The following is a 19,280-nucleotide window of genomic DNA, read 5'->3' as shown; positions in this document are numbered from 1 at the left end:
GGTCAGGCGGCCTTGACGAGGGGGAGTTCGTCCCAGTGGGTGGTGTACCTGGGGGAGAGCATGTCGCGTTTCATGGACCAGTCGGGCCCGCCCTTGATCCCGGCATGGCCGAGGCCGATGGAGCCGCGGCCGTACCGTTTGGCCACGTCTTCGAGCAGAATTCCGATGCCGCGTTCTTCGTGCGGGTTCTCGAACAACTCCAAGGGCTTCTGGTTTCCGGACGGGCGTAGATCGGTGACCATGATCCCGGCCCGGACGTACTTCACTCCCTTATGGATTTGGGGAAGCAGCGCGTGGGCTGCCCGGGTCAGGAGCACCGGGTCCGCGGTGGGCATCGGCAACGCCAGACAGACCGAGGGGAAGGACTTTTCGTTGGGGTTGAAGTGCGACGTCGCCGCGAACGCCGTCAGCACCTTGGCCTGCAGATCGTGTTTGGCCAGACGGGCAGAGGCCATTTGCGCGTAAACGCTCATGACCTGCCGCAACCCTGCCGTGGTGGTGATCGGGGTGGAGAAGGACCGGGAGAAGATCAGCTGGTCCCGGCCGATCCGTTCCTCTTCCATCGGGATACACGGTGTTCCCTGCAGTTCCAGGACGGTGCGCATCATGACGATAGAGAACTTGTCCCGGATCGCTACCGGGTTCGCCCGGGTCAGGTCCAGGATCGAGAAGATCCCCATCGCGTTCAGGCGCTTGGTGAGCCTGTTGGCCACGCCCCAGATTTCGACGACCGACAGCTTGGCCATCAGTGTTTCGCGCTGCTCGGCCGGCACTGACTCCCAGCGGCAGACACCATTGAAGGCTGGGTTGTTCTTGGCCCACTTGTTGCAAAGCTTCGCCAGCGTCTTCGTGGGAGCGATTCCGACGCAGACCGGCACGCCGACGTGCCGTCGGCACGCGGCCTTCATCTCCCGGCCCAGGGCCAGCAGCTCGTCCGGTTCGCCCTTCACGCCCAAGAAAGCCTCGTCAATGGAGTAGACCTCCAGCCAGGCCGAGTAGCGGCCTAGCAGCTCCATCACCCGGGCGGAGATGTCCCCGTACAGTTCGTAATTGCTTGACAGGGCCACCAAGCCCCATTCCTTGGCCCGGGGCCGGAGTTTGAACCACGGATCACCCATGGCAATGCCCAGGCGTTTGGCTTCGGGTGAGCGGGTGACCGCGCAGCCGTCGTTGTTGGAGAGAACGATTACCGGTTTGCCCTCCAGCGAAGGGTTGAAAGCGCGCTCGGCCGAGGCGTAGAAGCAGTTGACGTCCACGTGCGCGATTTCCTGCATCCGGCGCATCACCGCGGGCTTAGACATAATGTAAACAGCGCTCGACAACGCCCCACACCGAGAGTTCCGCCAGTGCTGGAACCTCGATATCGGGGAAGCGTGGATTGTCGGCCTGCAGGATCACGCCTGTGGGTGTGATCCGCAGCCGCTTGATCGTCAGCTCCCCATCGAGGACCGCGACGACCACGCAACCGTCCTTCGGTTCCAGTGCCCGGTTAACGACCAGCTCGTCACCGTCACTGATGCCGGCCTGTTCCATGGACTGTCCGCTGACCCGGACGATGAAGGTGCTGGTCACGTCCTTGACCAAGTGTTCGTTGAGGTCGATCCGGCCGTCAAAGTAATCCTGGGCGGGGGAGGGATAGCCGGCAGCCACCGCTACCGGTGCCACCAGCACCGTCACCAAAGACAGTCCCGCATTTATCACACGGGGGCCAACTATCACGCCCACAACACACCTTTTATTCGAAACTATGTTCGATTAACTGTACTCCCGCCCTGCGACAAAATAAGCCGCCCCGTGGACGGGGTGGACGGCTTGCACACAATAGGGGACAGCTTTGAGCTGTGCGGAGGGCTCCACCTGCCCGCCAGTGTGCACAACCCGTCCACCGCGACTGGTACGAGCTACTTCTCCAGGTGCGGGGGAAGTTCGACGTCGGCAGGGTCAAGCTCAGGTCTGGACCGAAGCAGGGAAAGCTGGTGTCTGAAGGATTTACCGGACCATGCGACGTCGGCCGATACCTCGATCACGATCGGTTCCACCAGTGTCAGCTGAACCGGGCCCTTGTCTTTGCTAAATCTGTTCAACGAAGTTTCGCTGATCTCTTCCGGCCAGGGATGCCCGGGCTGCGCGGGGCGGAGCTGGCGGCCCAGCTCACGCCCTACCCGGGTGGAGAGGACCGTGGACCGGCCGACGATCCGCAGCTGCCCATCGACCGGCAAGCCGGCGATGATGGCCTGAGGTTGCGATATCGGGCCGATGACGGCCGCGCAGACCGCATCAAAAGTGCTTTTTGTCTTCAGCTTCAACCAGGAGCGCGAGCCATCATATGGCTGCGACCCTCCCTTGAACACCAGCCCCTCCACCCCCGTGGCCGGTAGGTCCTTCAACCAAGTCTTCGCCAGTTCCATGTCCGTGGTAGTCGGGGAGATGTTCAAAGGAGCGGCCCAGTCGCGGGCCAGTTCCTCGAGCAGCTGCCGGCGGCCCGCGAACGGGACACTCCGGATGTCCTGCCCGGCAACGGCCAGCACGTCAAAGGCCGCGAACGCTGCGGGCAACTCGTGGACCAGTGCCGGCAGAGCCGCCCGGGAGCTGACCATGCGGCGCTGCAGCGCCTCGAAGTCCAGCCGGTCTCCGTTCCAGATGACCGCCTCTCCATCCAGGACGACACCGGGCGGGACCTGCGCCCGCACAGCAGCGCAGAGCTCAGGAAAAATGCGAGAGAGTTCTTTGCCCTGCCGGCTCCACAGGGTTACCCCGTCAGAATCGTTCAAAACGATGGCCCGGTACCCGTCCCATTTGGGTTCGGCCCAGATCCCGCCCGGGAGGGCAGCGGGTCCGGGGAACGTCTTGACGAGTTTCGCCAGGGCAACAGCAACCGGTGGTTGCAGTGCCCGCGGAATGGACTCGCTCATGGGATCCCGTTCTGTTCGTGCCGCTCCGGCCGGCCAGGCCATAGGACTGCCGCCCGGCTACAACTCCACGGGGTACTCAACAGCGAACCGCACGGGGGACTCGCCTTTGACCAGGTTCTCCGGTTCGGGATTCATGACAGACATGGTGATCTGATCAATGAAGTATTCAATATCCGCTTCGGGGACATCATCGCGGGTTTCCATGGGGCCGGGACGGCCAACCTCGAAACCGGTGATCTCGTCGTACTCTTCCACGCACATCTGCAGGGTTTCCTGAACTGCGTTCGCGAAACCCTCGGCCGTCTCCGGATCCAGGAAACCCTGGATCTCCAACTCCGCGCTCTTGTCCTCGTTCTGGACGTTCACTTTAAAACCCAGCACGTATTGCTCCTTTGAGTATTTGGGATTAGTCGCCCGGCATCTGCCAGCACACACGGCAAAGGGGGCGTCTCTCGCTACGCTCACCCTGCCCAGGAACAAACGTATGAGACACAACGAGTGAAAGCCGGTGGTCACCTCGTAGCCGGCATAAAAGACCACCGAGGCGGTAGCGGATCCTCGTTCGCATCGGAATCATAGCCATCCCTCTCGTTGTCACAGTACTCATCCAAGCATGGGCCAGGGGACCGACAGAATAAGGACCTTCGCTGCGCTTCGGCCTGTAGAAGCTTCTTTTTGCCTTACATGTGGCTGGGTTGTTCTCCGTACAAGGCCACTGATCGTAGCCGTCCGGGGGCCCGACCCGTCAACCCACGCAACCGGGCAATCCCACGCAGTCGCTCCGCTCCCTTATTTCGCGGGATTCCCCGGTCGCTCTTCGGGGTTGACGGCCCACCCTCGACCGGCTGCGATGTGGGGGCCTCGCACGGCGGGGCAGGAAGGAGGTGGCTACATGAGCATCGACGAAGCGATCAAGCTCGCGACTTCGGTCGTGAGCTTGATGACAGCTGTCATCGCTCTACTCTCCATGCGGAACACGCGCCTAACAAGCAAACGCTCCCGAGCTGCAACTCGGAAGCGTAAGCGTAAAGCAAGGGAGTAGGTGTAGCTACGAAACCCGGTGGTCGTGACCGCTTTGGTTGCGGCCACCGGCTCCTTCTCAGACTAAGTCCTACTCACCGATAAGGAAACCTCATGGAACCACTGGACATCGTGAACTTCGTTCTCTCACTCACAGCACTTGGAGCAGCGATCCTGGCGTACCGCGCCAACTCAAAAGTCCCCAAGGGCTAGACCGGATCCGGGGCGGGCCTGCCACACAGGGGCCCGCCCTACCGGGCCGGGTTGCCCTTCGGCCCTTCAGTCCTGTCGTTCATGATGCGCGCGATCGTGGGGCGATCCGCCGCACCGCCTCAGGGTCTTCGGCCCACGAGCGCCCGGTGCGGCTGCAGGCACGGAACGAGGTCACCTTGGACTCATCGACCGTCTGCCGCAGCTCCGCCCAGGCGGCCTCCAGCTCGACGCCTTCGCCGGCCGGGGCAGCCACGGATGGCTCCGTTGCTTTGCGGAGCCTGCTCAGAATGTTTCGCAGTCCCATTTGCCACCCCTCCTTCTGAGATAAGTGTCCCGCCTGGGATTGGGGGAAACCAGGCGGGACAGGTTCACCGTACCAACCCAGTCTGACAAGACCAGCGGGAGAGCATGCTCGCAGGGCTCGCACCCCTTTGGGCGTCCACTCCGCTTCGCTCCGTGGCCGGCTGTTGGGCCCGGTCCCGACGTCGCAGAGCTCCGCCGTGCCCGGCCCTGTTGTGTCTACGACGTTTTCTGGCTGCTGTCCTTCGGATTCTATGTGTCCGCTCCACCCCGTCTAGCCCCTCCGCAAGCTCCGGGGCCTGCGGTGCAGGAAATGTCCCTCCGGCGCTCCTGCGTCGCTTATTTCCTCCGGGAATTTCCCACACCTTGCCCAAGGGTAGACAGGCCTCCGTCGGCCACAGCTCCGCAAGCTTCGCCAGCAGCCAAAAAACAACGGGGGGAGAGGGGAAGCTGGCCGGTCACCTAAGCCGCCCCACCCACCACCTTTCTCGGCAAAAGAAGGAGCAACACCATGAACGCAATCAGCGTCCAGACGATCACCACCGAGGACACCGGCGAAACCATCCACGGCGTCACCGTACTTGGCAACTACCACATGAATGACGGCTACGACTGGATGGACCTCATCTCAGAACACGGCTGGGTCGTGATCCCCGGATGGGGCTCGGACGGGTGGGACTTGGGCCAGTGGCCTTATGTCATGGTCGCCGGAACCCGCACCGCCGACGCAATCGGAAACCTGTTCGGCATGGCCACCTACTGCGAAGGCGACGTAAAAACGACGTTCTACCGGACGAAGGCCCGGTACTGGGACGCGATCACCGAACAGGCTTTTTCCCACTGGAAGAACGGGCAAGCCCAAGGCCCGGCAGACCTGCCCCAAGCCGCCGCGGAGCTTCCCAGCCGCTACCGCATCCCGCCCACGTTCCAACCAGCAGCCGCCGCCTAACAGCCCCTCTACTCCTTGCCGGGCGGACCCCGCCGCCCGGCAAGGCACCCAACCAACAAAGGACCAAGAACAATGACCGAAAAGCGCAGCATCGCCAACAGCCCGGCCCAAGCCGTCGTATTCCTCGAAACCCTCGCGGCAATCGTAGAGAAGTCCCCCGTGGCCTACAGTGCCAGCGCAGCCGAAGACCTCGCCGCCCACATCCGGGGCATGGCGGAAGCCGTCAACACCGAGGCACACGTGAACCCCGCCGTACTGGACACCACCCGGCAATACGCGGCACTGGACTGGCACAACGAAGCTATAGCCGTCCTGTTCGCCGCAGAACACCGCCCAACCTTCCACTAGCAGGAGGGCGGGCCGTTCGCCCAGTGAGGGCGGGCGGTCCGCCGCAGGTGGCCGGCCTAGGTTGGTGGTCGCCGGCGACGGACCGCCATTCCCGCACAGGGGCCGGCACCACTCACCTGATGCGTGCGGCAAGCCCGAGCCGGGGTTGGCCTGGGCGAATCCGCAGGGACCAGGGAAAGCATGCTCGCAGGGCTCGCACCCCTTTGGGCGTCCACTTCGTGGCCGGCTGCGGGGCCCGGTCCCGACGTCGCAGAGCTCCGCCGTGCCCGGTCCTGTTTGTCTACGACGTTTTCTGGTTGCTGTCCTCCGGATTGTAGGCGTCCACTCCACCCCGTCTAGCCCCTCCAAAAGCAGTCGGGGCCTGCGGTGCAGGAAATGTCCCTACGGCGCTCCTGCGTCGCTTATTTCCTCCGGGAATTTCCCGCCCCTTGCCCTGCGGGTAGACAGGGCTCCGCTGGCCGCCGAGCAAGCAAGCTTGCCAGCAACCAAAAAAACAACGGGAGGAGAGGGGAACTGGCCGGTCACCATTGGTCGCCCCACCCACCACCTTTCTCGGCAAAAGAAGGAGCAACACCATGAACAACGCCACCGCAGCCCCCAAAGGCATCACCGCCCTGATCTACCGCGACGCCCTGGGCACGGACTTCTCCAATCAGGGCATTTCCGCCCGCGTCATGGAGGTAACCGTCATCGGCGAGGGCATCGACCCCGTTTTCGAAGCCACCGAGGAACGGCCCGCCGTCCGGCTAGTCAAAAACGAGAGCTTCCACCGCGAAACCGTGACCCACACCGAGCCAGTCGCCCCAGACGACGAACCCGCCCCGTGGTACATGTTCGGCGGCACGTTCATCTTCAGCAGCGACTCACGATTCCGACGCGCAGCCGGACAATACGGAGCCATCCCGCTCCACGACCGCCGCGAGTAGACCGGAGGGTGGCCGGCCCTTTTGGGGGCCGGTCACCGCGCGGGCGGTCCGCCGCAGGTGGCCGGCCTGGGTGGGTGGTTGCCGGCGGCGGACCGCCGTTCCCGCGACGGGGCCGGCACCAATCACCTGGTGCGTGCGGCAAGCCCAAGCCGGGATTGACCTGAGCGGATCAGCGTTGGCCAGGGGAGGTGCATGCTCGCGGGGCTCGCACCCCTTTGGGCGGCCTCTCCGCTTCGCTCCGTGGCCGGCTGTTGGGCCCGGTCCCGACGTCGCAGAGCTCCGCCGTGCCCGGCCCTGTTGTGTCTACGACGTTTTCTGGCTGCTGTCCTTCGGATTCTATGTGTCCGCTCCACCCCGTCTAGCCCCTCCGCAAGCTCCGGGGCCTGCGGTGCAGGAAATGTCCCTCCGGCGCTCCTGCGTCGCTTATTTCCTCCGGGAATTTCCCACACCTTGCCCAAGGGTAGACAGGCCTCCGTCGGCCACAGCTCCGCAAGCTTCGCCAGCAGCCAAAAAACAACGGGGGGAGAGGGGAGCTGGCCGGTCACCTAAGCCGCCCCACCCACCACCTTTCTCGGCAAAAGAAGGAGCAACATGCTTAACCACCTGATCGCGCTGTACGTCCCGGCGCGGCTGAGCGAAAGCGTCACTGTCCACAGCGTTGATGCCCGGCACACAAGCCTTCAGATCATCGTCGGCGGCGGACTGGAATGCATCGCCCGAGATGACTGGCAGGTCTACCTGAACGCGGAAACGCAAACCACCGGAGCCTCAAACGTCCGTGCGGTGCAGCTGCTCCACGAAACCGGCCTTGACCTGCCGGTAACCGGGAACGCCGTGTTCCTGGGCCGGGCAGGCCTGAACCACGACACTGACGTGCCGGACTACCTCATCCGCAGGGCCGAAGTGCTGTTCGATACCCGCCTGATCCAGCCAGCGGCCTAGCCGCCCACCGGTGGCCGGGAACCCGAGGCTCCCGCCCACCCCGCCCACTCCCTTTCTCGGCAAAAGAAGGACATACATCATGACTGAAAAACTCACCCTCACCAGCCCCGCTGACCTGCTGGCCTACGTCCCGCACCTGCTCGGAGGAACCCCCACCGAATCCTTCGTCGTGCTGACCGCCACCGCCGGAGCGCTGGGCGCCACGCTGCGCGTGGACGCACCCATGGACGCGGCCCCGCTGGGTTTCGCCCAAACGGTGACCAGCCTCGCGGCACAAGACGAGAACGCCACGGCCTGCTACCTCGTCGTCTACACCGACGAAACCAGCACCGATGCCCGTTTCCCCTACGCCGCCCACGTCGCGGCCCTGGGCAACGAACTGGCCACCGCACGGATGCCAGTCCGCAAGGTCTACCTCGTTACCAGCACGCACTGGGCCGCTTACGGCAGCACCGAGCGGAACCCGCTGGATCAGATCAAGGACAGCAACGCCAACGCCACTTTGACCTTCAGGGGAAGCGCCCCGAACGTGGACGTCTATAACCCGGCGTTGCTGGGCAAATGGGTGGAGCCGGTACAGGTGCCCGTCCGCACGGAGGAATCCGTTGAGGAAGCACGCCGCGAATGGGGCGCTGCGCTGGAGACCCCCGGAATGCCGGACCATGAGACCGCGCGGAAGCTGGCGGCATGGTTCCAAGACAAGTACATCAGGGACTTCCTTATGGCAGACATCATCACCACGAACAACGGCGTCGTCATTGACATCATTTTGGGCAAGTTCAACGGACGCCCGGACTGGAAGCGCGTGGATCACGCCGAAACCATTGCCTTCGAACTGATGAAGGCCGTCCCCGAGGGCCAGCGCGCACCCATGCTGACCCTCATGGGATGGCTGCAATGGCTCAAAGGCTCGGGAAAGCACGCCGCGCGTTACCTGAAACTGGCTGTCGAGGACGTGCACGGCTACCAGTTCGCGGAACAGCTGTACGACCTGATCAGCAGTGTCTACATCGCAGAAGTCGCCAAGAACCAAGAAACCGCCTACAAGCGCCCCACCAGCTAACCGGTTCGGCCGGGCAGGATCAGCAACGGTCCTGCCCGGCCTCTCAGGTAGCGGGGCGGCCTCCTCCGCTGGCGCTCCCCCGGCCGCCTTAACGCTGGCGCGGGCGCAGCGGCAACCCAGTCAACGCAAAGGATCCACGGCTACAGTGATTCCAACGAGAACACTGCACCAGGAGATCCAGCATGGGAACCGAATACATCCTGACCGAGGACGACAAACCAACACCAGGGGCGAGCTTCCTCGAAGACGTCATCGAGCTGCAGCTGCTCACCGCCAATGAATCATTGGGTGCGGTGGACTTCACCCACCCCCAGGAACACCACGACTTCTAGCACCACCGCAGCAACGACGCTGCACTACAGATTTCCTTTTTGCCGAGGAACAACGAAGAGCCGGCCCCACCAGGGAGCCGGCTCTTCTGCCCTTACAGGCACAGTCGCACTCAGCGGAGATGGAACCGGAACCTAATGCCGTAGTAAACGGCACGGGCCCAGGCCTCCAACGTGGACTCGGCCATCCTCAGGTTGATCACCTTGGCCTCGCTCCTGGCCGCCGCAACGATTTGGGACAGCGGCTGGTCCTCCAACGCTTCAACCCTCGCGGTCATCCGGGAGAGTTCCAACCTGATGCTTTCAGTATTCATGGCAGCGTCCTTCGCTTTAGATCGACTTGGTTTGGTGAACGTAAGGCCGAATTTCAAAGCGGTGGGGGACGGTGGCCCGTGTTGCTGACTCAGATGCATGCTCGCGGGGCTCGCACCCCTTTGGGCGGCCTCTCCGCTTCGCTCCGTGGCCGGCTGTTGGGCCCGGTCCCGACGTCGCAGAGCTCCGCCGTGCCCGGCCCTGTTGTGTCTACGACGTTTTCTGGCTGCTGTCCTTCGGATTCTATGTGTCCGCTCCACCCCGTCTAGCCCCTCCGCAAGCTCCGGGGCCTGCGGTGCAGGAAATGTCCCTCCGGCGCTCCTGCGTCGCTTATTTCCTCCGGGAATTTCCCACACCTTGCCCAAGGGTAGACAGGCCTCCGTCGGCCACAGCTCCGCAAGCTTCGCCAGCAGCCAAAAAACAACGGGGGGAGAGGGGAGCTGGCCGGTCACCTAAGCCGCCCCACCCACCACCTTTCTCGGCAAAAGAAGGAGCAACACGATGAACGACCGCATTGCACGCGCCGCCCTGACTCGTCTTTTCGATTCCCAGGACTCCACTGGCCGGGCGCTTGTCCACGCCTTGGGCGCCTACGCGGCCCTGAGAGTAGCCACCGGGGAGCAATCGCCCCACACTCTTCGCCACATCGGCGAAGAGGAATTGAACGAAGGGCTGCGCCGCTGGGCGCAGCGGATCCCTGACGTGGACGCAGAAAGGGATCTTGCCACCATTGAACGACTGGGCGGAGGTTTCCTGATCCCCGGTGACGAACACTGGCCCGTCGGCCTCGACGATCTGCCGGATGCCCCGTATGGGCTCTGGTACGTCGGGAACATCACCCAGGGGATCCCCGCGGTACAGCGCGCGGCAGCGTTGACCGGTTCCCGCGATTCCACCAGCTACGGCGCAGCTGTCACCGGTGAGATGGCCCATGGATTGGCCCAGCGTGGAATCTGCATTGTCTCCGGCCTGGCCTACGGCATCGACGCGCACGCCCACCGTGGTGCGCTTGCTGGCTTTACCGGCACCGGACCGGCGACCATCGCGGTTGCAGCCGGAGGCCTTGACCGGGTTTACCCGTCCGGCAACGCCGACCTCGCGGCCGCGATCAGGGCGAACGGTCTGGTCGTCTCAGAGCAGCCCCCGGGAAACGCGCCTACGCGTCGCCGCTTTTTGCAGCGGAACCGCATCATCGCCGCCCTAGCCGGGGTCACCTGTGTTGTCGAAGCCCGGTGGCGTTCCGGCGCGCTGAACGCCGCGCACCACGCCGAAACCATTGCCCGCCATGTGGCGGCAGTACCCGGAAGCGTGCACAGCGCGAACTCGGCAGGCTGCCACAGGCTCCTGAAAGAAGGCACGGCGGCCCTGGTTTCCGATGCCGCAGAACTGGCCGAACTACTCGCCAGCTAAACCCACCGGTGGCCGGGACGACCGTCCCGGCCGCCACCCCATTCGTAAAGGAAGAACGATCATGACTGAAAGCCCCGAAAGTCGACAGGACGCCGAAGAGATCGTATGGTTTCCCGCGCGTGAACTGGTGGACGCGATGAAAGCCGAAGGCCTGGAACTTCACGTCGACCAAACCGGCGGAGGTACCGCCACCTTTTTCCTTCAGAGCGCAGGCTGCCACACATTCACGGTTGGCCCCGGATCATTCAGCTGGAAGGACCCCTTGGCATCCACGTTCACCACGGCCGAGCTCTACTACGGTCCGGACCGCTATGACGACGACGGCGAACCGGTGGCGTTCGCCGCCGACGAAGAGAAGGCCATCACGCCGGGCACACCGATAGCCGATATCGCCCAAGAAATCGCCGCCAACTTCCGCCGGTTCAACACCCGCGCGATCGACAGCGCCACGTAAGCGGGGTAGGCCGTTCGCCTCGCAAGGGCGGGCGGTCCGCCGCAGGTGGCCGGCCTGGGTGGGTGGTTGCCGGCGGCGGACCGCCGTTCCCGCGACGGGGCCGGCACCAATCACCTGGTGCGTGCGGCAAGCCCAAGCCGGGATTGACCTGGGCGGATCAGCGTTGGCCAGGGGAGGTGCATGCTCGCGGGGCTCGCACCCCTTTGGGCGGCCTCTCCGCTTCGCTCCGTGGCCGGCTGTTGGGCCCGGTCCCGACGTCGCAGAGCTCCGCCGTGCCCGGCCCTGTTGTGTCTACGACGTTTTCTGGCTGCTGTCCTTCGGATTCTATGTGTCCGCTCCACCCCGTCTAGCCCCTCCGCAAGCTCCGGGGCCTGCGGTGCAGGAAATGTCCCTCCGGCGCTCCTGCGTCGCTTATTTCCTCCGGGAATTTCCCACACCTTGCCCAAGGGTAGACAGGCCTCCGTCGGCCACAGCTCCGCAAGCTTCGCCAGCAGCCAAAAAACAACGGGGGGAGAGGGGAGCTGGCCGGTCACCTAAGCCGCCCCACCCACCACCTTTCTCGGCAAAAGAAGGAGCAACACCATGAACGCAGCGCCCACGCTGGAAATGATCGACCCCACCACCTTGACCCTTGACATCAACGTCCGGAAAGACGCCGCCCTGACCGCTGACTTTGTTGCCAGCATCAAAGAACACGGCGTCATGGAGCCAGTGATCGCCCACCGCAAGGACGACGGCACCGTGCACGTGCTGATGGGACAGCGCCGGACGCTCGGAGCCGTGGAAGCAGGCCGAGACAGCATCCCCGTGATGATCATCGAGTCGCCGGAAGAAGCAGAGCGGATCGTCTCGCAGATTGTGGAGAACATCCACCGCGCAGCGATGACCCAAGGGGACGAAGCCGACGGCTACCACCAACTGTCTCTTCTGGGAATCTCAGCCGCCGAGATCGCCACGAAGACCAAACGGCCCAAACCCGCCGTCGAAGGCGCGCTGAAAGCCAAATCATCCGAGGCCGGAACGGCCGCCCTGTCCAAAGGCCGCACAATCGACGAAGCGCTGATCCTCGCGGAGTTTGAAGGAGACGAGGAAGCCACAGCCGAGTTGGAATCGGTCATCCAGGACGAACCCGAGCAGCTGTTCCACATAGCCCAGCAACTCCGCGACGACCGCGCAGCAGCCACCGCCCTCGCAGCGTTCACCGCCGAGCTTGAAGCGGCCGGAACCACCATCGTTGAAAAGCCCAGCTACAACGATAACCAGACCGAACGTGTCAGCTATCTGAACCGGGCAGACGGGGAACCGGCCACCGAGGAAGACGGCAACGCCGTCTACATCACGCAAAACCACAACGGCGAATGCACCACAGTGCCGGTAATCGTGGGATGGAAAGAACTGGGCTTCAGGGACCGGTTCAGCTCCTCAGCAGCCAATAAAGGCCCGATGACCGAGGAACAGAAGGCCGAACGGAAAACCTTGATCGCCAACAACAAGGCCATGGAATCGGCCACCACAGTGCGCCGGGAATTCGTCAAAACCCTGCTGGCAAAGAAGCAGGCACCGAAGGGCTGGCAGTACTTCACCGTCCACGCCGTAACCCACCACACCGAAGTCGCCCGGAGCTACGACGGAGAAGTAGCTGCCGTAATGGTCAGCGCAAAGATCGACGGGCAGAAGTCATGGGCATGGAACCCTCTGAAAGACCACGTGGCCAAGTCCCCAACCCGGCCCGAGTTCTCCCTGATCGCGCTCGTTTGCGCCGGATATGAGAGCACCATCGCCAAGGACTCATGGCGGTCCCCGGGACAAGCCCACCGGGACTACCTGAACCAGCTCGTCACATGGGGCTACACCCCGAGCGAGGTTGAGCAGATCATCATCGACAGCGGCAAACCAGCCGAAGAAGAAGCGGCCTAAGAACCCCTTGCCGGGCGGAACCCCCCACCGCCCGGCAAGGCCCCCGGCCACTCACCACGACAGGGCCGGGAACCTCCCACACGTCGGGCGGTCCGCCGCCAGGGCGAACCACAACAGCCAATCACCAGCGACGGACCGCCATTCAACGCCACCAGGCACACGCCCACCAAGATGCCGCGGCCCGCCAGGGACCCGGCTACTCCACGACTCACCACCGGAGTTTGTCGGAGTCCAGCGCTACGCTCATCCCATGGCAATACAGATTGGAGCCACCATGAACGCTCAGACACCCCCGGGAATCTATCTTGCTGAGATGTTTCCTGGCCTGAGTGAGGTCCTGGAGCACTGGATCATCGGGGCAGCAATCTTCGGGATTGTCGCCATGATCTACCTATTTATCCAATGGGGGATCGCCCACTCCAGAATGGAGGACATCGATTCCGACGCCCTTCCGTTCGACGTCGGCTTCGTCACCGCCATCTCCCTGCCCCTGATCCTGCTGAGCATTACCGGGCTGATCATCGGCGCAGCCATCGGAGTCATCCTCGCCCTGGTCACCTACCTTCTCCTGCGCCGCTACCGCGCAACACACCCACGAACCACGCGCTGACGCACAAGACTTCAGTCTTATAGACTGAACCACAGATTTCCTTTTTGCCGAGAGGAACAAAGCAGGACCGGCCCGCGCCGGTCCTGCTTTGTTTAAACCCCAAAACCGGTACCTTCCCCATGGGCCAAGACAACCGCCGCCGACCCGCCGCCCGCTGGGGAACAGTTCTTTTCAGCCGGGACCACACATCGGGACAAGCGGGATCACCTGATGCGGGCACAAGAACCCAACGCACAGGGCAGCTGCTAAAGAAGCCGGGGGAGTTCCGCCGGACTACTACCCGCAACCCCGAACCCGCCAACCGTAGGATGTTCCGAGTTGCTAGTATCCGCCACGACCTCGCACGATCGCCCGGACGCGTTGTTTGGTCAGGCCCACCAATTCGCCTATCCGATCAAAGGTCCACCCTTTGGCCGGTGACAGGCCCTCGTTGTTCCTGGGCTCCGCAAGCGAGGACATGGCGTTGCGCCGGATCTGTAACGCAAGGCCTAAACGGTGTTCGATGACCCGACTCACCACGTCTGCCAGTACCAAGAGCCTCGCCTCTTCAACAGTGTCGCTGTTTCGCCTCAACTCTGGATCGTTGCCCAGCCTCCGTTCCAGCTTCAGGAGGTAATACGGATCCTGCACCGCGGCAGCCAGGTCTTCCGGCTTCCATCCATGCACAGCAAGACGCTCCGCCAGCACCGGTGACTGGGACCAGTAAATGAGATCCCGCCACAGCGGCTTGTCCTCCTCCGGAATGGCCGACGAACGCCACCGCTCATCCCAGTCCTGGACTGGATCGCCCACTTTCGCAACCGGGTACTGTTCCAGCTCGGACATGATGAATCCCCCTACTCGTGACCACCGGGACAATCAGCCCCTCCAAAGACAATAGCTGTTGTCAAACAAGAAGACAATACCTGTTGTCAAGCTGCCTTGGCGGTGCATCTCACCTACCAAAATTGGAAAGAAAGAGCCTAGAATTCGGGGTAAAATGCTTTTTATTCAATCGGATAAAAGCTAGACTAGAGGTAGTAAGTCAGCCAGACGAACCTAACCGAACTGATACGAAACGCAGGACTGAAAATGACTTCCTCAATCACCGATTACACGGTTTACACCAAGCCCGGTTGCCCGAACTGCGACCGCACCATGGAGTATTTCGACTCCAAAGGCATCACCTATACGCCCGTGGACATTACCGAAGTGCCGGCAGCGCTGGAATACATCACCGCAGAGCTCGGCTACTCCCAGGCGCCCGTCATCGTGAACAACTCCGATGACCAGGACCACTGGTCCGGCCTCCGCCGCGACAAGCTCGTCCAAGCCGCCATGAACCACAAGGCAGCGTGATAACAGTGACCACCCCGCACCCCGTGGAGGGGTTCAAGATCAGCCCACGGATCCCGTTGGAAGTGGACCTGTTCCGGGAAACCAACCCCAGCGGCAGGATCTACCCCGACGCCAAGGAAGAACCCTTCGCCGGCTACTACGGCATCCCCTACAGCGTCGACAATGACCGCTACCTTGCCGCGATCAGCAGGGCCCCCATCGGGGCCGGCGGCCTCTGGGACGAACACACCGCGGACCAGCACCAACCCAACGACCTCACCCACGACCAACCGGGTGGGACCGAACCTCAGAACGAAACCAGCACAGACACCGAGAACACCACCAGCGCACGAGGAAAAGGAACCATCATGGCCGGCGAAACCACTATTACTGTCATCGGAAACCTCACCAACGACCCCGAACTGCGGTTCACCCCGTCGGGATCCGCGGTAGCGAACTTCACCATCGCCTCGACGCCCAGGACCTTCGACCGCCAGTCTAATGAGTGGAAGGACGGGGAGACGCTTTTCCTCCGCGCCAGTGTGTGGCGGGAAGCAGCTGAGAACGTCGCCGAGTCCCTGACCAAGGGCATGCGCGTCATCGCCTCGGGTCGGCTCAAGTCCCGGTCCTACGAAACCAAAGAGGGCGAAAAGCGCACCGTCATAGAGCTTGAAATTGACGAGGTGGGACCCTCGCTTCGGTATGCGAATGCGAAAGTAAACCGCGCCCAGCGCAACAACAACCAGGGCGCCGGCAACGCGGGTGGTTTCGGCAACCAGCCCACCGGGCAGCCGATCCAGCAAGACGACCCATGGGCCGCGAACACATCAGCCAACGCCGGTTCCTGGGGCAACGGGCCCGACTCCGAACCCCCGTTCTAAACCACCGGCTGTCGGGGCGCTACGCTGACCCCGGCGCTACCTCGCCCATCAAACAAAGGATCCACACATGCCAAGTCCAAGGAAGCTGTTCAACTCAGCAGAAAAGGCCACCGACGAGGAACTGGACGGCTGGCCGAAACTCGACCTGGATTACGCCAAAGGCTACGCCGAGCAGCTGATGGCCGGGACGGACCCTCGGCATGAGGACTCCGGCAGGGCTTTGGCTGTTGCCAGACGAATAGGCGCGGCATCGGAGCGGCGCATGTTCGGCTCCGGAGAACAATGAAAGCGAGCGAAAAGAAGGGGCCCTACTTCACTGAAGAGGACTTGCGGCAGATCCGCGCGGCAGTTCAAGCCGTCGGGAAGCTCGAAGGGTATGTGTCCATTTCGGACTTCGTTGAAGCAGCTGCACGCCGGGAACTTCGCAGGTTGCAGCGCAAGTACAACGACGGCCGGAAATGGGAGGGAGTTGAAGCCGGAGAGCTTCGCCCAGGCAGGCGTACCCGAGCTGAAACAGCAGCGAGGGAGGACAACTGATGAACGAATCTTGCTCCACGCGGGATCAAGACATTCGGGAAGTATTGCATGCGACCTTGACGCACCAGCATCGGGAGATGCGCACCCCGACGATGGTCATCGATGAGCTAAGTCTTGCCGGAGAAGTCCGCGTAGACGTCGCTGTGCTCAACGGATCGTTTTCCGGCTACGAAATAAAGAGCGCGCATGACACTCTGCGCCGACTCCCTAAACAGGTAGAGGTCTACTCCAAAGTCCTTGACCACATGAGCTTGGTCATCGCAGACAAACATCTTTCCCATGCCGTTCCTTTGCTGCCCCCTTGGTGGGGAGTGATAACTGCACAAGTTCGCGGCGGCGGAATCGAGCTGACACCCCTGCGAGAACAGCAGCCCAACCCATCCATCGATCCCAGGTTCCTGACCACGCTGCTGTGGCGTGAGGAACTGCTTAACGCACTGACCGCACACGGCATCGACAAAGGTTTCCGCTCCAAACCAAACCACGTCCTCATGACACGCCTGGCCGGCCACCTCGATACTGACACTCTGCGCACCCTGGTTCGTGAACAACTCAAGTCCAGGCACAACTGGCGCACCACATCTGGCCACCCGCCGGGACGACCTACCCCGACGGAAACAGCGGCAAGAGAGGACCACCCGTGACCATCACCCAGCACAAGGGCCGGCTAATGCTCGGAAGTGTCCTGGCCATCTTTGCCCTGGTCGGTTGCACGCCGCAGGGCGGACCGCAGACTGTTCCTGCCGGCGGCCCGGCACCGCTGCATGAAGTGCCCTGTAGCGCGACGGGGACGGCCGCGCGGCCGCCGGCACTACAGGACACCGGCAGCGGCCCCTACACCGTGGAGAGTGTGGTCGATGGTGACACGATCCGGATCAGCTGCAACGGCACCAGCACCCGCGTCAGACTCGTTGGCATCAACGCCCCGGAAAGCGTCAAAGACGACGCGCCCGTCGAATGCGGCGGACCGGAAGCGTCCACCTACCTGCACTCACTCCTGGACGGGAGCCAAGTGTTTCTCTCCGCGGATCCCGGCCAAGGGGTGCGGGACAAGTACGACCGGCTGCTTGCCTACGTCTGGACCGCTGACGGCGCCCTGGCCAACCTCTCGATCCTTGAACAGGGCCACGCCGAAGCTACCGGCTACGGCAAGCCCTTCGCGTACAGCGAGGACTTCACCGCGGCCGCCGACCAAGCCAAGGACAGCAGGGCGGGCCGATGGAGCTGCTGAACCCGCCGACCACGCATCAGCCCATCGTTAGGGGAACACCATGGCCGTCGTTCTGATCTTCTTCGCAGCGTTCGCTGTTGTCGCCCTGGGCGGCTGGATCATCTACGCACTCACTCACCCGGTGGCCGCCCCGGCCAAGGCATCCTCATCTTTCTCTGCAAGGCCGCCGGCGTCATCGCGTTGATCACCGCCGTGGTGGCCTGGCTTGGTCAGAGTCTGCTCCAGGCTGTGCCGCCGGCTGTGTTCATGGTTGCCTCTTTCTTTGCCGCGAACCGGCTCGAACGCCGCTGGCGTCGATGGTAGCCCGGCCGTGAACCCATCACGGGATGCCGCGCGCTTCTGGTCCAAGGTGATCAAGGGACCGCGGGAGAATGATTGCTGGCTCTGGAGCCGGGCCGTTGCCGACGATGGCTACGGACGCTTCACCCTGAACAGCGCCGGACGGACTCAGGCTGTCCGCCCCCACCGCTTCGCTTTCCACTTGGCCTTCGGTGCCGACCTAGACGGTTTCGGGCCTCTGATGCACCACTGCGACATTCCGCTCTGCGTGCGGGCAACCACCGGTTCGGACACGCACCTAAGTGTCGGGGATGCCAGGGCAAACATGCTCGATCGTCAGGCCAAGGGCCGTGACACGAATGGTACTGGATTCCGGTGGCGAGGTCTTGCGCGCAGACAGTTCGCGGAGCAATCCAGGGCGCTACGAGACGAAGTCCGCGCGCATGGATGGGCACGTGAGGAACTTATCCGTGCGCTGCTCTCCGGAGCGGATCCAGACGCACCAACGCTCTTCTGACAAGAGAAGCCCCCCGGCACATGTGTCGGGGGGGCTTCGGCGTTTCCTTGCTGTTGGTGGTCAGGCGGCGACGTCCTGGGTGTTGGGCTGGGACGAGTCGTGATCGTCTGACTTCCCGCTTCCGGCGGAAGCAGGTTCCTCGTCAGAGCTGAGATCGAGCATGCGCTTCAGCTCAGCTCCGCTCAGTCCCAGCCGTGCAGCCACGGAGGACTTGGGCTCGCCGGAATCGAGCATGGCGCGAAGCGTCGTCGCGGCACTGCGGACGGCGTTGTGGGCGTCAGCCTCGGCCTTGGCCAGAAGAGCATCAGCCTTCTTCCTCGCCTCGGTGCGCACGAGTTCAGCTTGCTCCTGTTGTTGGAAGAACTCGGCCGCCATCTCGATCAGCTTCTCGTGCCGCTCGGTCAGCTCTCTGGCCTTGGCCATTGCCTTCTCGCGGGCCGCCAATTGCAGTGCAGACTTACGTGGTGTTGCCATGGTGTGGGTCCCTCCCCTTTGGACTGTCCGTGTACAAACCTAACGGCTAGCGCGGCACCAGTTCCAAGCGTGCGGCTCGCGCCGCAAAGGTCCTCGCTTGCGCTCGGGCTGGCCGTGCCCGGCTTTCCCACACGTGGACCCTCCGAGAGAAAGTCCGCTCTCTCCGCTGCCCACCTGTGGATAACCCGGGCAGCGGTTCTACACAATCGAAACGAACGGTGGATAACGAAAAGCGTGTTACCCACCGCCCATTCTCATGTGCAGAACCGCATCAAAATCTTGATGGCCCGATCTTACCCTTTTCGTTCCGTTTCATTGAGCCCCGCTCGCAAGCGACCA

Annotated in this window: 26 protein-coding genes; 18 read left to right on the top strand and 8 right to left on the bottom strand. The window is 63.0% G+C overall.

What is annotated here, in order from left to right; all coding sequences use genetic code 11:
- Nucleotides 1-2: 2 nt before the first annotated feature.
- From ACSSVG_RS23760 to ACSSVG_RS23740, 5 genes are all read right to left on the bottom strand, one after another.
- Complete coding sequence (locus ACSSVG_RS23760; protein ID WP_492419372.1) at nucleotides 3-1,301, bottom strand: Y-family DNA polymerase; 1,299 nt, start codon at nucleotides 1,299-1,301, stop codon at nucleotides 3-5.
- Nucleotides 1,294-1,725 (bottom strand): LexA family protein, encoded by a 432-nt coding sequence (locus ACSSVG_RS23755; protein ID WP_492419370.1) that lies wholly within the window; start codon nucleotides 1,723-1,725, stop codon nucleotides 1,294-1,296. Before ACSSVG_RS23755 ends, ACSSVG_RS23760 begins: the two co-directional genes overlap by 8 nt.
- Before the next feature lie 176 nt (nucleotides 1,726-1,901).
- Nucleotides 1,902-2,912: an ATP-dependent DNA ligase gene (locus ACSSVG_RS23750; protein ID WP_492419369.1), complete on the bottom strand. Its 1,011-nt coding sequence runs from the start codon at nucleotides 2,910-2,912 to the stop codon at nucleotides 1,902-1,904.
- A gap of 57 nt (nucleotides 2,913-2,969) precedes the next feature.
- Nucleotides 2,970-3,293 carry a hypothetical protein gene (locus tag ACSSVG_RS23745; protein ID WP_492419367.1) on the bottom strand — a complete coding sequence of 108 codons (324 nt, stop codon included), beginning with the start codon at nucleotides 3,291-3,293 and terminating at the stop codon, nucleotides 2,970-2,972.
- Nucleotides 3,294-4,224: 931 nt separating this feature from the next.
- Complete coding sequence (locus tag ACSSVG_RS23740; protein ID WP_492419365.1) at nucleotides 4,225-4,449, bottom strand: hypothetical protein; 225 nt, start codon at nucleotides 4,447-4,449, stop codon at nucleotides 4,225-4,227.
- Between the two features lie 507 nt (nucleotides 4,450-4,956).
- Between ACSSVG_RS23740 and ACSSVG_RS23735 the strand changes: the two genes are divergently transcribed.
- From ACSSVG_RS23735 to ACSSVG_RS23710, 6 genes are all read left to right on the top strand, one after another.
- Nucleotides 4,957-5,394, top strand: a complete 438-nt coding sequence (locus ACSSVG_RS23735) for a hypothetical protein (protein ID WP_492419363.1) — start codon at nucleotides 4,957-4,959, stop codon at nucleotides 5,392-5,394.
- A gap of 72 nt (nucleotides 5,395-5,466) precedes the next feature.
- The gene (locus tag ACSSVG_RS23730) at nucleotides 5,467-5,742 is read left to right on the top strand and encodes a hypothetical protein (RefSeq protein ID WP_492419361.1); all 276 of its coding nucleotides are present in this window, start codon (nucleotides 5,467-5,469) and stop codon (nucleotides 5,740-5,742) included.
- 575 nt (nucleotides 5,743-6,317) lie between these two features.
- Entirely contained in the window at nucleotides 6,318-6,668 is a 351-nt protein-coding gene (locus tag ACSSVG_RS23725; RefSeq protein WP_492419359.1) for a hypothetical protein, read from the top strand.
- A 591-nt stretch (nucleotides 6,669-7,259) separates the two neighbouring features.
- Nucleotides 7,260-7,610 (top strand): DUF3846 domain-containing protein, encoded by a 351-nt coding sequence (locus ACSSVG_RS23720; RefSeq protein WP_492419357.1) that lies wholly within the window; start codon nucleotides 7,260-7,262, stop codon nucleotides 7,608-7,610.
- A 79-nt stretch (nucleotides 7,611-7,689) separates the two neighbouring features.
- Nucleotides 7,690-8,673, top strand: coding sequence for a DUF4192 family protein (locus ACSSVG_RS23715; RefSeq protein WP_492419355.1), 984 nt, complete (start codon nucleotides 7,690-7,692; stop codon nucleotides 8,671-8,673).
- A gap of 182 nt (nucleotides 8,674-8,855) precedes the next feature.
- Nucleotides 8,856-9,005 (top strand): hypothetical protein, encoded by a 150-nt coding sequence (locus ACSSVG_RS23710; RefSeq protein WP_314326833.1) that lies wholly within the window; start codon nucleotides 8,856-8,858, stop codon nucleotides 9,003-9,005.
- Nucleotides 9,006-9,115: 110 nt separating this feature from the next.
- Here the strand turns inward: ACSSVG_RS23710 and ACSSVG_RS23705 are convergent, their stop codons facing one another.
- Complete coding sequence (locus tag ACSSVG_RS23705) at nucleotides 9,116-9,316, bottom strand: hypothetical protein (RefSeq protein WP_492419353.1); 201 nt, start codon at nucleotides 9,314-9,316, stop codon at nucleotides 9,116-9,118.
- A gap of 499 nt (nucleotides 9,317-9,815) precedes the next feature.
- Between ACSSVG_RS23705 and dprA the strand changes: the two genes are divergently transcribed.
- The 4 genes from dprA to ACSSVG_RS23685 all read left to right on the top strand — a co-directional run bounded on the left by dprA (nucleotide 9,816) and on the right by ACSSVG_RS23685 (nucleotide 13,705).
- Nucleotides 9,816-10,724 carry a DNA-processing protein DprA gene (dprA, locus tag ACSSVG_RS23700; protein WP_492419351.1) on the top strand — a complete coding sequence of 303 codons (909 nt, stop codon included), beginning with the start codon at nucleotides 9,816-9,818 and terminating at the stop codon, nucleotides 10,722-10,724.
- 61 nt (nucleotides 10,725-10,785) lie between these two features.
- Complete coding sequence (locus tag ACSSVG_RS23695; RefSeq protein ID WP_492419349.1) at nucleotides 10,786-11,178, top strand: hypothetical protein; 393 nt, start codon at nucleotides 10,786-10,788, stop codon at nucleotides 11,176-11,178.
- Between the two features lie 582 nt (nucleotides 11,179-11,760).
- Entirely contained in the window at nucleotides 11,761-13,095 is a 1,335-nt protein-coding gene (locus ACSSVG_RS23690) for a ParB/RepB/Spo0J family partition protein (protein ID WP_492419347.1), read from the top strand.
- Between the two features lie 250 nt (nucleotides 13,096-13,345).
- Nucleotides 13,346-13,705, top strand: coding sequence for a hypothetical protein (locus ACSSVG_RS23685; protein ID WP_492419345.1), 360 nt, complete (start codon nucleotides 13,346-13,348; stop codon nucleotides 13,703-13,705).
- 321 nt (nucleotides 13,706-14,026) lie between these two features.
- Here ACSSVG_RS23685 and ACSSVG_RS23680 read toward each other — a convergent pair whose 3' ends face one another.
- Nucleotides 14,027-14,530 (bottom strand): hypothetical protein, encoded by a 504-nt coding sequence (locus ACSSVG_RS23680; RefSeq protein WP_492419343.1) that lies wholly within the window; start codon nucleotides 14,528-14,530, stop codon nucleotides 14,027-14,029.
- Nucleotides 14,531-14,776: 246 nt separating this feature from the next.
- On the opposite strand from ACSSVG_RS23680, the gene ACSSVG_RS23675 reads away from it, so the two are divergent.
- From ACSSVG_RS23675 to ACSSVG_RS23640, 8 genes are all read left to right on the top strand, one after another.
- Nucleotides 14,777-15,043 carry a glutaredoxin family protein gene (locus ACSSVG_RS23675; protein ID WP_492419341.1) on the top strand — a complete coding sequence of 89 codons (267 nt, stop codon included), beginning with the start codon at nucleotides 14,777-14,779 and terminating at the stop codon, nucleotides 15,041-15,043.
- Nucleotides 15,044-15,048: 5 nt separating this feature from the next.
- Nucleotides 15,049-15,903: a single-stranded DNA-binding protein gene (locus ACSSVG_RS23670; protein ID WP_492419340.1), complete on the top strand. Its 855-nt coding sequence runs from the start codon at nucleotides 15,049-15,051 to the stop codon at nucleotides 15,901-15,903.
- A gap of 67 nt (nucleotides 15,904-15,970) precedes the next feature.
- The gene (locus ACSSVG_RS23665; RefSeq protein ID WP_492419338.1) at nucleotides 15,971-16,189 is read left to right on the top strand and encodes a hypothetical protein; all 219 of its coding nucleotides are present in this window, start codon (nucleotides 15,971-15,973) and stop codon (nucleotides 16,187-16,189) included.
- Nucleotides 16,186-16,440, top strand: a complete 255-nt coding sequence (locus tag ACSSVG_RS23660) for a ParB family protein (protein WP_492419336.1) — start codon at nucleotides 16,186-16,188, stop codon at nucleotides 16,438-16,440. Before ACSSVG_RS23665 ends, ACSSVG_RS23660 begins: the two co-directional genes overlap by 4 nt.
- On the top strand, nucleotides 16,440-17,084 hold the full coding sequence (locus tag ACSSVG_RS23655; protein ID WP_492419334.1) for a sce7726 family protein: 645 nt from the start codon (nucleotides 16,440-16,442) through the stop codon (nucleotides 17,082-17,084). Before ACSSVG_RS23660 ends, ACSSVG_RS23655 begins: the two co-directional genes overlap by 1 nt.
- Entirely contained in the window at nucleotides 17,081-17,671 is a 591-nt protein-coding gene (locus ACSSVG_RS23650; RefSeq protein WP_492419332.1) for a thermonuclease family protein, read from the top strand. The genes ACSSVG_RS23655 and ACSSVG_RS23650 overlap by 4 nt, the downstream gene beginning before the upstream one ends.
- A gap of 40 nt (nucleotides 17,672-17,711) precedes the next feature.
- Complete coding sequence (locus tag ACSSVG_RS23645) at nucleotides 17,712-17,855, top strand: hypothetical protein (protein ID WP_492419330.1); 144 nt, start codon at nucleotides 17,712-17,714, stop codon at nucleotides 17,853-17,855.
- A 126-nt stretch (nucleotides 17,856-17,981) separates the two neighbouring features.
- Entirely contained in the window at nucleotides 17,982-18,467 is a 486-nt protein-coding gene (locus ACSSVG_RS23640) for a hypothetical protein (RefSeq protein ID WP_492419328.1), read from the top strand.
- Between the two features lie 60 nt (nucleotides 18,468-18,527).
- Here ACSSVG_RS23640 and ACSSVG_RS23635 read toward each other — a convergent pair whose 3' ends face one another.
- Nucleotides 18,528-18,941, bottom strand: a complete 414-nt coding sequence (locus ACSSVG_RS23635) for a hypothetical protein (protein ID WP_492419326.1) — start codon at nucleotides 18,939-18,941, stop codon at nucleotides 18,528-18,530.
- Nucleotides 18,942-19,280: the final 339 nt, after the last annotated feature.

The organism is Paenarthrobacter sp. E2MeOHC11 (assembly GCF_058744955.1).
The sequence above is the reverse complement of the archived record's forward strand: the minus strand, read 5'-3'. Positions and strand labels throughout refer to the sequence as shown.